Source organism: Saccharopolyspora dendranthemae, from assembly GCF_007829955.1.
In the GTDB taxonomy this organism is placed as follows: Bacteria; Actinomycetota; Actinomycetes; order Mycobacteriales; family Pseudonocardiaceae; genus Saccharopolyspora; species Saccharopolyspora dendranthemae.
This window is the reverse complement of the sequence record NZ_VIWX01000007.1, coordinates 47,376-59,898: the sequence shown is the minus strand read 5'-3', so window position 1 is coordinate 59,898 and position 12,523 is coordinate 47,376. Positions and strand designations below refer to the sequence as shown.

The window sequence follows — 12,523 nt, the reverse complement described above, 5'->3', positions numbered from 1 at the left end:
TCGCGCGCGCACCCTTCGCGCGTTGCCGCTGTAGCTCAGTTGGTAGAGCGCCCGCCTTGTAAGCGGATGGTCAGGGGTTCGAGTCCCCTCAGCGGCTCCAAGCGTACCTGACCAGGCTTTTTAACCGACCGGACATGGCTGTGTCCGTTCCGCCACAGCCATCGGGGTGAAATTTGGTCCCGGGACCAGGAAAAATGTAACGACGGGCCCGCACACTGCGATTACGAGTCGGTTTCGACGCGCCGAAGATCACTTCGACGCGGGCAGCTGGACATCGGCCGCCCTCCCGCTATACCGTTCCGGCGGATGTCGATCGTGAATTCTGGTGGGGTTTGCTCGTGCGCATTGTCGTTGACGATCTGACAGGTCCGGAGATCGAGGCTTTCCTGAACGGCCATCTCAGCGAGATGCGGGCCATCTCGCCTCCCGGGAGCACGCACGCCCTGGAGCTCAACTCCCTACGCCGACCTGGGGTTACGTTCTGGTCGGCGCGGGAGGACGACGCCGTGCTGGGCTGCGGAGCGATCAAAGAGATCGATCTTGAGCATGCCGAGATCAAATCAATGCGCACGGACCCCTGCCACAAGAATCGCGGAATCGCATCGCTATTGCTGAATCACATCATCAGCGAATCGAAACTCATGGGATATACCAGGCTCAGCCTGGAAACCGGCTCCGCGGACTTCTTCGAACCGGCGCGCAAGCTCTACCTCAAACACGGCTTCGACTACTGCGACCCCTTCGCCGAATACCGCAAGGATCCCAGCAGCGTGTTCATGACCCGGCAGCTGTGACCGCGCACGGGGAGTCCGCCGGCGGCCGGCGGCGCATCATGGGGTGATGGGCGGCGAGCTGACCCTCACCGACAAGCTGTTCCGCGTGGCCGTGTGGCTCAAGGGGCTGGATGCCGTGAGCCAGCTGGCCGGTGGCGCGCTGCTGATCTTCATCCCGCCGAGGGCGCTGACCTGGATCGCGCACGGAGTCGTGACCCGGGACCTGCTCGGCCCGCCGACCGGACCGCTGGCCGGCCACTTCGAGGAGGCCGTTCAGCACCTCGTCGGCGGCGGCCGCGCCTTCGTGATCGCCTACCTGCTGGTGCACGGGCTGATCAAGCTCGTCCTGGTCGTCGCACTGCTGCGGAAGGCGGTCCGCTGGTACCCGGCGGCGATCACCGCGCTGGGGCTGTTCGTGCTCTTCGAGCTGGTTCGCGGCGCGCAGACGCACTCGCTGCTGCTGCCGGTGCTGACCGCGCTGGACATCGCGATCATCGTCGTGGTGATCAAGGAATACCGCGAGATCCGGCGAAACACCGCCTGAACCAACGATCCCCGCGCACCTCCACCGCGCGAACCCGACCGGATTCCGGCGAGCGCCGGCCCGAATTCCGTTGGGAAATACGTGGAATTGCCACGACCGTTCGCTCCTCTCGCATTTCCCAGTGATTGGCGAGTTGTGCTCAAGCAATGGACAGCTTCACTCGGTGGAGTGAAGGTCGATTTCGGTCCTCGCCAATCCGCGAACCGAAGGAGACCAACGTGTCGCTCGTCCGCAACCTCGCCGGACTCGCCGGTGCCGTGATCGCCGGTGGCCTGCTGGCGGTCCCCGCTCAGGCAGACCCCACCCCGCAGGACGTCCAGCCGAACATCATCGATGGCCGCGAGGTGGACAGCGCACCCTGGGCGGCCCGGCTGTTCGTCGACGACCAGGAGACCTGCACCGCTTCGATCATCTCCTCGGAGTGGATCCTCACCGCCCAGCACTGCGTCGCCGACGCGGCCGACGGCAACGGCCTGAGCTTCAACATCGGCGATGTCGACCAGACCAAGGGTGAGCACGCCAACGCCATCCCCGGCGAGGTGCACATCCACGACACCGCCGACATCGCGCTGGTCAAGATCGACCACGCGGTGCAGACCGAGTACGCGCCGCTGGGCGACCCCGGCACGGTCAACCCCGGCGACACCGTCCAGACCTACGGCTGGGGTGCGACCTGCACCGACAAGCCCGAGATCGAGTGCCAGGCGCCGATCCTCAAGGTCGCCGACGTCAACGTGACCGGCGTCAACGGCGACTGCACGGACTACCGCGGCGGCCAGGCCGTCTGCGCCTCGCGCGGTGACGGCATCCCGGCCGGTGGCGACTCCGGCGGCCCGATGTTCGCAGGTGACAAGCAGGTCGGCGTGGCGTCGACCAGCGACCGCGAGTCCTCGACCGCCTACGTCAACGTGACCGAGTACCGCGACTGGATCTCGTCGCTGGCCGGCGTCTGATCGACTTTCCCCACGGGCCCTGCACGCAGGCACGGGGCCCACACCGAGCGGGCGCACTCGCCCGGGGCGTGCCAGCCCCGGCGGGTGCGCCCGCTTCCTTTTCCCGCCGCTTCCGGCACGTATTCGCAAGCCCGGAAGATTTCCTGCCACATGGTGGCGAATCAGTCCCGGTTTCTGCGTTTCCGCAGGTCAGGGTATGCTGGAAATTGTCCGGCAAATCTCACCGCCCGGGGGCTAGCACCGGCTCAGACGAAGGATCAACGTTTGTGTAGTGCTTCTCACGTGTAAAATTGCGTCTCTCCTGGTAGATGCCGGAAGAAAGGCGCGAGAACCTGACGCGTAACGGATGTTCTGTTAAGTTGGCAAAACATGACCGGCGATAAACCGAGCCATAAGCACGAAGATCGAAATGGCGGAAGCGGTTCAGCCGGACGGTTGGAGATCGACGCTCCGGTCGTCGCGGACGGCCCAGAGCTCTACCGGATCACTCGCGATTCGGCAGTGCTCGATGTGAACTCGTCCTACGCATACCTGTTGTGGTGCCGAGACTTCTCGCAGACCTCCGCGGTGGCGCGTGTCGACGGTGCGGTCGTGGGCTTCGTGACCGGATTCCTCCGGCCCGACGCCCCGGACACCCTCGTGGTGTGGCAGATCGCCGTCGATGCCTCCCAGCGCGGGGGTGGCGTGGCAGGAAAGCTGCTGAACCACCTGGTGGACCGCGTCGTGGGACGTGGGGCGCGTTTCCTGGAGACCACGATCACACCAGACAACTCCGCGTCGATCAAGCTCTTCAGCGCACTGGCGCGCGACCGTGCAGCAGAGATCAAGAGCAGCGAGTTGTTCACCGCTGATCTGTTCCCCGACTCGCACCTGGGGGAAGACCTGTACCGCATCGGGCCGTTCGACGCCGCCTGAACCAGCCAACCAAGTCTTAGCCGACCCTGAAGCGCCGGGCGCCCGCGCGCCGTCGGCCGAACGGAGGATCCGTGAACGACATCTTCGCCACCCTCGAATCGGAAGTCCGCAGCTACAGCAGAACGTGGCCGGCCACGTTCGACCGCGCGGTCGGTAGCTACCTCTACGGCGAGGACGGCACGCCCTACCTCGACTTCTTCGCCGGTGCCGGCGCCCTCAACTACGGGCACAACAACCCGGCCCTGAAGCAGAAGCTGCTCGACTACATCGCCCGCGACGGCGTGACCCACGGTCTCGACCAGGCCACCAAGGCCAAGGCCGAGTTCCTGGAGTCGTTCAACACGAACGTGCTGCAGCGGCGCGGTCTCAACTACAAGGTCCAGTTCCCCGGCCCGACGGGCACCAACTCGGTCGAGTCGGCCCTGAAGCTGGCCCGCAAGATCACCGGTCGCGAGTCGATCATCAGCTTCACCAACGCCTTCCACGGCATGACGCTGGGCTCGCTGTCGGTCACCGGCAACTCGATGAAGCGCGGTGGCGCGGGCATCCCGCTGGTGCACGCCACGCCGATGCCCTACGACGACTACTTCGACGGCCAGATCCCCGACTTCCTGTACTTCGAGCGGATGCTCGAGGACAGCGGTTCGGGCCTCAACGAGCCGGCCGCGGTCATCGTCGAGACGCTGCAGGGCGAGGGCGGCATCAACTCGTCCCGTCCGGAGTGGCTGCGCGGCCTCTACGACCTGTGCCAGAAGCACGGCATCCTGATGATCGTCGACGACGTGCAGATGGGGTGCGGCCGGACCGGCCCGTTCTTCTCCTTCGAGGAGGCCGGCATCCAGCCCGACATCGTCTGCCTGTCCAAGTCCATCGGCGGCTACGGCATGCCGCTGGCCCTGACGCTCATCAAGCCGGAGCACGACGTGTGGGAGCCCGGTGAGCACAACGGCACCTTCCGCGGCAACAACCCGGCGTTCGTGACGGCCTCCGAGGCGTTCCGCCTCTACTGGGCCGACGACGAGCTGGAGAAGTCGACCATCGCCAAGGGCGAGCGCGTCGGCCAGGTGCTCGACGAGATCGCCGCCCAGCACGAGGGCGCGGTCGCCAAGGGCCGCGGCCTGGCTCGTGGCCTCGGATTCGAGGACACCGACGTCGCGGGCAAGGTCTCCAAGGCCGCCTTCGACCGCAAGCTGCTGCTGGAGACCTCCGGCCCGTCCAGCGAGGTCATCAAGATCATGCCGCCGCTGACCATCTCCGATGAGGAGCTGGAGAAGGGCCTGGAGATCATCCGCGACTCCGTTAGGTCCGTTCTGGCCTGATTCGCCGCAGATCCCGCGGGGACGGGAGGGTGAAAATCGTCGTCGAGGCGCTGTCACCTCTCCCGCCCCCGGTAGGTCGTGCGGCAAGCTGCGTGTGGGCGCGTGCCCGCGCAGAGCACCATTGAAGAGATTCACAGGAGGCACACGTGATCGTCCGGCACCTCTCGGAGATCGATGACACCGACGCCGACATCAAGACGGAGAACTGGCGCAGCAAGCGCATCATCCTGGCCAAGGACAAGCTGGGCTTCTCGGTGCACGAGACCACGCTCTACGCCGGCACGGTGAACGACTTCTGGTACGCCAACCACATCGAGGCCGTGTTCATCACCGAAGGTGAGGGCGAGGTCGAGAACAAGGCGACCGGCGAGGTCCACCAGCTCAAGCCTGGTTCGATCTACGTCCTCAACGACGCCGACAAGCACCAGGTCCGCCCCAAGACGACCATGAAGACCGTGTGCGTGTTCAACCCGCCGGTCACCGGTCGCGAGGTGCACGACGAGAACGGCGTCTACCCGCTCATCGTCGAGGACGACGTCGCGAGCTGACGCTTTTAGGCTGCTGACGCGGCGGGTACCCGGAGACCGGGGACCCGCCGCGTTGTTTTTGTCGCCACCCGGGGGTTCCCACGCGTTGACTTGGGGGAACGTGCGCACCAGGTGTGCCGCTTCTTGCCGAGGAACCGAGAAAGGCGGGCGATGCCGAACGGCATCGAACCGCTCCGGCGGGAATTCGATAAGGAGGCGCAGCCCATGACCGTCGCTGATCTGAGCACCACGGACCGCTACCCGACCCGGGGCTCCGATCCGGCGCAGCTCGATCGGACCGATCCGACCGTCTGGCCCGGTGTTTCGACCGGCCCGGCCGGCCGCGAGGAGCTGGCCGCTCACGATGCCAAGGGCTTCCACGTCGTCGAGGGGCTGCTGTCCCCGGCGGAGGTGCAGTCCTACTGGCAGGAGTTGGAGCGGCTCACCAACGACGAGGAAGTGCGAGCGGACGAGCGCACCATCATCGAGCGCTCGTCGAACGAGGTCCGCTCCATCTTCGAAGTGCACGAGATCAGCGAGCTGATCGGAGCCCTCGCCCGGGAACCACGCGTCCTGGACCGCGCCCGGCAGATCCTGGGGTCTGACGTCTACGTGCACCAGAGCCGGATCAACTTCATGCCCGGGTACCGCGGAACCGGTTTCTACTGGCACTCGGACTTCGAGACGTGGCACGCGGAGGACGGCATGCCGGCCATGCGCGCGGTCAGCATCTCGATCGCGCTGACCGACAACTACCCGTTCAACGGCGGTCTGATGCTGATGCCGGGTGCGCATCGCACCTTCGTGTCCTGCGTGGGTGAGACCCCGGAGGAGAACTACAAGTCCTCGCTCAAGCAGCAGAGGGTCGGTGTCCCCGCCGAGGACGACATCACCAAGCTGGCCTACGAGCACGGGATCGAGCAGTTCACCGGCCAGGCGGGGTCCGCGCTGTGGTTCGACTCCAACTCCATGCACGGTTCGGGCAACAACATCACGCCCTACCCGCGGTCGAACATCTTCATCGTGTTCAACAGCGTGGAGAACGCCCTCGTCGCACCGTTCGCGGCCAAGTCCCCGCGCCCCCACCACGTGGCGGCCAGGACCTCGGCCCCGCTCCCGCGCTCATCACCCGAGCGGTGACGCGCACGCGGCAACGCCCAGTTTTAGTCCAAACTGAGGACCATCAGTGCCCGAAATGTCCACTCAGTTAGGACTAAAACTGGGCCCTGCCGAGGACTTCCGCACTCCGCGCGACCTCCCAGTCAGCGTTGATCAGGGGTTTCCCATCACGTTGTGAAGAACAGAATGGGCGTACTCCTTTTTTCGCAGGAGTCGATCGGCTAGCCTCTCATTGCGCACTGCGACCTCTCTTCGACAGTCCGTAGTCGGGCTGGCGCGGTGCGCCGCCGGAGGGCGACAACGCAAGAAGAGGGCGGGCGAAGCTGCCACTCCGCCCGCCCGACAAGGGGATCAGCTGTGGTCGTCAGAATTCGTGATGATCAACCACAGCGAGACCCGCAGCATCAGCAGCAGAAGCGCCCGGGCCGTTCCGCGACTCGGGCGCTTCGCCGCACCCTGCCGACGGTTCCGGTGCCGCTTCCCACGCTGATTTCGTCCCACCTGTCCGACTCCTTCCTATCGATGAAGCGCGCTCGACTTCGACTTCGAGCACATCCGGCCTCGGGACCGGAAATCGACGGGATCGAATCCCGCCGAGACTCGGCGAAGGAGCTCGCACAGGCGGATCTCACGCGGTCATTCCCCAGCTTCTGCATCCCTACCGTTACCGGTTTTGGATATCCGACACCTTAACCACAGCGCGTAGTCGACGCTAGTACCAGGGGGCGGCTATCGGCGAAATTTCGAGCGCGAACATCACTGAACGTTGAGGGAAACCGGCCGAAGAGCATGTTTCACCCCCCATCTTTCATTCGTTCGGAGCATCCGTCGCTCATGACGAAGCCTGCTGAACCAAGCTCCCCGTCGCGCAGATTCACGCCCAGAAACCGCGCGAGCGGGCACAACGAAAACCCATCCCGGAAAAACCGCAGAGCACAGGGCTGAAGAATCGCCGCGGGCGGACGAAAAGGCCAGATTCGACCTTTTGATCCAGCGCTTTGGAGCGGCCCTTGGTCAAGAGATGATCTTGCGCTTTCGTTTGACGCTTCGGTAAGTACAAATGCACGTGAAACATTCTCATTATCAGCGAATTCGCCGGCCTTCCCTCACCTCACGGGGTGGGCGGCCAGCACTCTGCCGACCTGCGCCGCTGCTTGCGGGGTGAGGAGGGGGTATCTGCCTCCTGCTACGAAGCGCTCGGAGAGCTCGAAGGTGACGACGTCGCCTTCTGCCAGGAAGTTCGCCGCTGCTTCGGGATTCGTCGCGACGTTGCCCGGGTGCGTGATGGCGATGTCGGTGTAGGTCGCTGCCAGGTACGGGCTGGCGAACTGGGAGAAGGAGTCGCCGACCATGCGCACCGGATTCGTGATCATCCCGGGCTTGGGCGAGGACTTCAGGTGCAGCGGCTCGTGGAAGTCGCTGGGTTTGAACTGGGTGTTGTCCGCTCCCCCGTCCGGTGCCAGCGCGTAGGCCTGGATCGGCACCGTGCGGTCCTGTCCGAGCAGGTCCGGGATGTCGGCGCTGTGCGGGTACTGCCGCGACGGCGTCATCTTCCAGGTCCGGCTGATCCCGGGCGAGAGCCGTTCGGCGAGCTGGTACACCATCGTCGCGCCGCCCTCGTGGGTCCAGTGCGTGTCGATGTCGTGGTAGATCGGGTGCCCGTTGCGCTCGGCGGCCTGCCGCAGCGGAGCACGCAGATCAACGGCACCGGTCGCCTTCGGAACCTTCCGCCAGAACTCCTCCCGCGCGGCAACCGAGCAGTCCTCGCCCGGGTAGTTCTCCGGCAGGTGCTCGGGGTACACCGTGGACTTGTCGGGCGCGATGACCAGCTGGAACTTCCGCCCTGACGCCTCGACCGCCTTCCGCCAGGCCTTCAGCCCTGCGACGACCTCGTCGATCGAGCGGGACGGAACGCAGCGGTAGGACACGTCGTGCCCCAGGTACAACCACCCGTCCCGGCCCTCGATGACCGGCGGGAACACGCTCTCGTCGATCGGCGGTTTCGCGTCCACCTGGCCGGCGCCCACCGGCGAGCTGTGCGAACCACCGGCCAGCGGAGCCTGCTCGCCGAACACTCCCCTGCTGATGCCGCTGACCCCTTGCACCGCGGCCTTGCGGAACGGCAGGTGATCGGTGGCCCACCCGTTCAACCCGGTGAAGAAGCCGAATCCCTGCGCGACGCTGGGGAATTCGGCCAGCGGCCGGTTCTCCAGCTGCTCCGGGCGCGCGCCGAACAACCAGCTGCTCAGCGGAGCGCTGAAGAACGCCAGCGCGCAGATCAACGCCACCAGCTGACGCCTGCCGTGCCGGGGCCGGTGCAGCGGGTGCTCCCGCGGCAACCAGGCCTCGTGCACCGGCGGCAGCTCAGGAGTTCTCACGTCGCTCGCACCCCCATCAGAACTGGTAGTACAGGAACGGGCTGAAGGTGCCGGTGGCCACCAGCAGGCCCGAGTAGCCCAGGCCCGCCGTCAGGACCGCCGCGCGCACCGCGTAGGCCTCGCGGGTGCGGACCGCCTCCAGGAACGGGCCGGTGCCCGAACCCGCGGGCAGCAGCACCACGATCAGCGCGACGAGCAGGAAGAACAGGCGCTGGTGGGTCACCGAGGCCGCGACGATGTCGGAGAGACCCGAGAAGTCCGGGACCACCATGTGCCCGAGCATCACCAGAGCGCTGCCCAAGTCCGGTGCTCGGAAGAACACCCAGCCGACCAGCACCAGCAGCATCGTCGAAGCCCGCCGCGCCCCCCGGAACCGCCGGTCCGAGGGCGCCGTCGCCCAGCCGAACCGGCGTTCCAGCACCAGCAGCGCGCCGTGGAACAGCCCCCACACCAGGTAGGTCCACGCCGCGCCGTGCCAGAAACCGGTGAGCACGAAGATGATCGTCAGGTTCCGGTAGGTCTTCGCGGTACCCAGCCGGTTGCCGCCGAGCGGGATGTAGACGTAGTCGCGGAACCAGCGGGACAGCGACATGTGCCAGCGCCGCCAGAACTCGGTGATCGTCACCGACGAGTACGGGCGGGCGAAGTTCTCCGGCAGCCGGAACCCGAGCATCCGCCCCAGCCCGATGGCCATGTCCGAGTAGCCGGAGAAGTCGAAGTACAGCTGCATCGTGTAGCCGATCGCGCCCAGCCAGGCGATCGCGAACGTCATGTCCTGGGCGGGAGTCGCGAAGCAGGCGTCGACCATCGGTGCCAGCGTGTCGGCGATGACGACCTTCTTCGTCAAACCCCAGGCGAACCGCGGGAATCCGGCGGCGATGTCGTCCAGCCGGTGCGTGCGGCGCTGCGGCAGCTGGTCGGCGATCTCCCGGAAGCGCACGATCGGTCCCGCCACCAGCTGCGGGAACATCGCGATGTAGGTGATGAACGAGACCGGGTCGCGCAGCGCGGGCCGCTCGCCCCGGTAGATGTCCACCACGTAGGAGATGTGGTGGAACGTGTAGAAGGAGATCCCGATCGGCAGCGCCAGCTGCAGCACCGGGTAGTCACCGCCGAACCAGCCCGCCAGCACCGCCAGCTGCTCGGTGGCGAAACCCGCGTACTTCCAGATCAGCAGGATCGTCAGGTCGAACGCGATCACGCCGACCAGCAACCACTTCCGGCGCTCTCGCTGCCCGGGCCACTCGGCGCCCGGTTCCAGGCGCAGGCCGACCAGGAAGTTCACCGCGATGCAGGCGAGCAGCAGCAGCGTCGTGCCGCCCGCGCCGCTGGCGTAGAACACGAGACTGGCGATCGCGACGACCACGTTGCGCCCGCTCCGGGGTGCCACCAGCACGACCGCGAGCACGGCCGGCAGGAAGTACCAGAGGAAGAGCGGCGAAGCGAACGACATCGAAGGGCCTCGGTTGCGGGAGGCCCACGCCTCCTCGGTCGGTTACCGGAGAAGGAGCCTAACCGAGTCGACGTGCTCGCCGGCCTGGAAGACCAGGATTGCGACCGACATGACGGACCGCCCGCGCGAGACGGGTGCTGCGGGGCCGGCGACGACCGCCGACCCCCACCAGGCTCATCGGATCCGGCGGCGCCGGGCGACCTCCGAGAGCACGACACCGGCCGCGACCGAGGCGTTGAGCGACTCGACGTCGGTGGACATCGGGATCGACACCGTCTGGTCGCACGTCTCGCGCACCAGGCGGGACAGACCCCGGCCCTCCGAGCCGACGACGACCACCAGCGGGCCCGTCGCCAGTTCCAGCTCATCGGAGGTGATGTCGGAGTCGGCGTCGAGACCGATGACCATCAGCCCGGCCTGCTTGTAGTCCTTGAGCGTGCGCGTGAGGTTGACGGCCTTGGCCACCGGCAGCTTCGCCGCCGTGCCCGCGCTGGTCCGCCACGCCACGGCCGTGATGCCCGCGCTGCGCCGCTGCGGCACGACCACGCCGTGCGCGCCGAACGCCGCGGCGGAACGGATCACCGCACCCAGGTTGCGCGGGTCGGTCACCCCGTCCAGCGCCACGATCAGCGGCGGCAGGCCGGTGTCCTGCGCGGCCGTCAGCACCTCGTCGGGGTGCGCGTACTCGTACGGCGGGACTTGCAGGGCCAGGCCCTGGTGCATCGCGTTGTTGGTCAGCCGGTCGAGCTCGGTGCGGGGCACGTCGAGGACCGGGATGCCCCGGTTCCCGGCCTCGCGAACGGCCTCGGTGACCCGGTCGTCGACGTCGATGCCCTGCGCCACGTACATGCCGGTCGCGGGGACGCCCGCGCGGACGCACTCGACCACCGGGTTGCGCCCGGCGACGAGCTCAGGAGCGTTCTCGGCGGCCGCCTGGCGCTTGGCGCGCTGCTGGTCGGCCTTGGCGCGCTGGTCGGCGCGCTGCTTCGCCGGGTGCGTGACGCGGTCCTCCGCCTTCGGCGTCGGGCCCTTGCCCTTGAGACCGCGGCGTCGCTGCCCGCCGGAACCGACGACCATGCCCTTCTTGTTGGTCTTGCGCACACCACCGCGGCGCTTGTCGTTGCCGGCCACGAGTTACCCGTCTTTCAATGTCCACGTCGGACCGTCGGGGGTGTCCTCGACGGCGATCCCGCCCTCCTGCAGCCGGTCTCGCAGCAGGTCGGCGGTGGCGAAGTCGCGCTCGGCACGCGCCTTCTGGCGCTGCTCGAGCACCAGCTGCACGGTCTCGCCGAGCGCGTCGTGCGCGCGGTTGCCGCCGTCCTCGGCCCACTGCGGCGACAGCGGGTCCAGACCGAGCACGGCGGTCATCGCGCGCACCGAGGACGCGGCGACGCGGGCCGCCTCGTCCTCGCCGCGGTCGAGCGCGGCGTTGCCCTCGCGGACCGCCGCGTGCACGGCGGCCGTCGCCTGCGGCGTGCCCAGGTCGTCGTCGAGGGCCTTGGCGAAGTCCTCCGACAGCTCTCCCGGCTCGACCGAGCCGGTGCGGTCGGCGACCTTGCGGACGAAGTTCTCGATCCGGCCGAACGCCGACGCCGCCTCGGACAGGCCCGCCTCGGAGAACTCGATCGTCGAGCGGTAGTGCGGGGTGACCAGGTAGTAGCGCAGCTCGACCGCGCGGGCGCGCTCCAGCACCGCGGGAATGGACAGCACGTTGCCGAGCGACTTCGACATCTTCTCGCCGCTCATGGTGACCCACGCGTTGTGCATCCAGTACTGCGCGAACCCGTCACCGGCCGCGTTGGACTGCGCCAGCTCGTTCTCGTGGTGCGGGAACACCAGGTCCAGGCCGCCGCCGTGGATGTCGAACTCGCCGCCCAGGTAGAACGTCGCCATCGCCGAGCACTCCAGGTGCCAGCCCGGACGCCCGTGACCCCACGGCGTCGGCCAGCTCGGCTCGCCCGGCTTCGCGCCCTTCCAGAGCGTGAAGTCGCGCGGATCGCGCTTGCCGGACGCCACCGACTCGCCCTGCTGCACCTCGTCGAGGCGCTGCCCGGACAGCCGGCCGTAGTCGTCGCCGTAGGAGGCGACGTCGAAGTACACGTCGCCGCCGGAGGGGTAGGCGTGGCCCTTGTCGATCAGTCGCTGGATCAGGTCGATCATCTGCGTGACGTGACCGGTGGCGCGAGGCAGCACCGACGGCGGGAGGCAGCCCAGCCGGTCGTAGGCGGACTCGAAGGCGCGCTCGTGCGTGGCCGCCCACTCCCACCACGGGCGACCGGCGTCCGCCGCCTTGGTGATGATCTTGTCGTCGATGTCGGTGACGTTGCGCACAAGGCGCACGTCGTAGCCCGAGCGCTGCAGCCAGCGCCGGAGCACGTCGAAGTTCAGCCCGCTGCGGACGTGACCGACGTGCGGAACGCCCTGCACGGTGGCACCACAGACATAGATCGACGCCACTCCGTCGCAGCGCGGGTGGAACTCGCGCGTCGTGCGGGTCGCTGTGTCATGTAGGTGCAGGCTCACGCCCCCGATGGTACGGGGC

General features: G+C 67.3%; 11 protein-coding genes and 1 tRNA gene. 8 read left to right on the top strand and 4 right to left on the bottom strand.

The features are described 5' to 3' along the window. The first annotated feature begins 24 nt into the window (after positions 1 to 24). The 8 genes from FHU35_RS27020 to thpD all read left to right on the top strand — a co-directional run bounded on the left by FHU35_RS27020 (position 25) and on the right by thpD (position 6,171). A tRNA-Thr gene (locus FHU35_RS27020) sits at positions 25 to 100 on the top strand. Between the two features lie 238 nt (positions 101 to 338). Continuing rightward, complete coding sequence (locus tag FHU35_RS27015) at positions 339 to 794, top strand: GNAT family N-acetyltransferase (RefSeq protein ID WP_145744837.1); 456 nt, start codon at positions 339 to 341, stop codon at positions 792 to 794. Positions 795 to 840: 46 nt separating this feature from the next. After that, on the top strand, positions 841 to 1,317 hold the full coding sequence (locus FHU35_RS27010; protein ID WP_145744835.1) for a DUF2127 domain-containing protein: 477 nt from the start codon (positions 841 to 843) through the stop codon (positions 1,315 to 1,317). 218 nt (positions 1,318 to 1,535) lie between these two features. Next, positions 1,536 to 2,270 carry a S1 family peptidase gene (locus FHU35_RS27005; protein ID WP_145744832.1) on the top strand — a complete coding sequence of 245 codons (735 nt, stop codon included), beginning with the start codon at positions 1,536 to 1,538 and terminating at the stop codon, positions 2,268 to 2,270. 435 nt (positions 2,271 to 2,705) lie between these two features. Then, the gene (gene ectA, locus FHU35_RS27000; protein WP_145744830.1) at positions 2,706 to 3,185 is read left to right on the top strand and encodes a diaminobutyrate acetyltransferase; all 480 of its coding nucleotides are present in this window, start codon (positions 2,706 to 2,708) and stop codon (positions 3,183 to 3,185) included. Between the two features lie 71 nt (positions 3,186 to 3,256). Further along, on the top strand, positions 3,257 to 4,504 hold the full coding sequence (gene ectB, locus FHU35_RS26995; protein WP_145744828.1) for a diaminobutyrate--2-oxoglutarate transaminase: 1,248 nt from the start codon (positions 3,257 to 3,259) through the stop codon (positions 4,502 to 4,504). Positions 4,505 to 4,650: 146 nt separating this feature from the next. Further along, the gene (locus FHU35_RS26990) at positions 4,651 to 5,052 is read left to right on the top strand and encodes an ectoine synthase (RefSeq protein WP_145744826.1); all 402 of its coding nucleotides are present in this window, start codon (positions 4,651 to 4,653) and stop codon (positions 5,050 to 5,052) included. 204 nt (positions 5,053 to 5,256) lie between these two features. Then, positions 5,257 to 6,171: an ectoine hydroxylase gene (thpD, locus tag FHU35_RS26985; RefSeq protein ID WP_145744824.1), complete on the top strand. Its 915-nt coding sequence runs from the start codon at positions 5,257 to 5,259 to the stop codon at positions 6,169 to 6,171. A gap of 1,085 nt (positions 6,172 to 7,256) precedes the next feature. On the opposite strand, the gene FHU35_RS26980 is transcribed toward thpD, so the two are convergent. The 4 genes from FHU35_RS26980 to cysS all read right to left on the bottom strand — a co-directional run bounded on the left by FHU35_RS26980 (position 7,257) and on the right by cysS (position 12,504). Next, positions 7,257 to 8,528 carry an alginate O-acetyltransferase AlgX-related protein gene (locus FHU35_RS26980; protein ID WP_222429506.1) on the bottom strand — a complete coding sequence of 424 codons (1,272 nt, stop codon included), beginning with the start codon at positions 8,526 to 8,528 and terminating at the stop codon, positions 7,257 to 7,259. Positions 8,529 to 8,544: 16 nt separating this feature from the next. Continuing rightward, the gene (locus tag FHU35_RS26975; RefSeq protein ID WP_145744822.1) at positions 8,545 to 9,981 is read right to left on the bottom strand and encodes an MBOAT family O-acyltransferase; all 1,437 of its coding nucleotides are present in this window, start codon (positions 9,979 to 9,981) and stop codon (positions 8,545 to 8,547) included. Positions 9,982 to 10,155: 174 nt separating this feature from the next. Beyond that, the gene (gene rlmB, locus FHU35_RS26970) at positions 10,156 to 11,112 is read right to left on the bottom strand and encodes a 23S rRNA (guanosine(2251)-2'-O)-methyltransferase RlmB (RefSeq protein WP_145744820.1); all 957 of its coding nucleotides are present in this window, start codon (positions 11,110 to 11,112) and stop codon (positions 10,156 to 10,158) included. A 3-nt stretch (positions 11,113 to 11,115) separates the two neighbouring features. Then, on the bottom strand, positions 11,116 to 12,504 hold the full coding sequence (gene cysS, locus FHU35_RS26965; protein ID WP_145744818.1) for a cysteine--tRNA ligase: 1,389 nt from the start codon (positions 12,502 to 12,504) through the stop codon (positions 11,116 to 11,118). Between the last annotated feature and the right edge of the window lie 19 nt (positions 12,505 to 12,523).

Excerpts from the sequence above, each read along its gene's own strand:
- FHU35_RS27010 (WP_145744835.1), top strand. The coding sequence starts at position 841 with ATGGGCGGCGAGCTGACCCTCACCGACAAGCTGTTCCGCGTGGCCGTG.
- thpD (WP_145744824.1), top strand. The coding sequence starts at position 5,257 with ATGACCGTCGCTGATCTGAGCACCACGGACCGCTACCCGACCCGGGGC.
- FHU35_RS26975 (WP_145744822.1), bottom strand. The coding sequence starts at position 9,981 with ATGTCGTTCGCTTCGCCGCTCTTCCTCTGGTACTTCCTGCCGGCCGTG.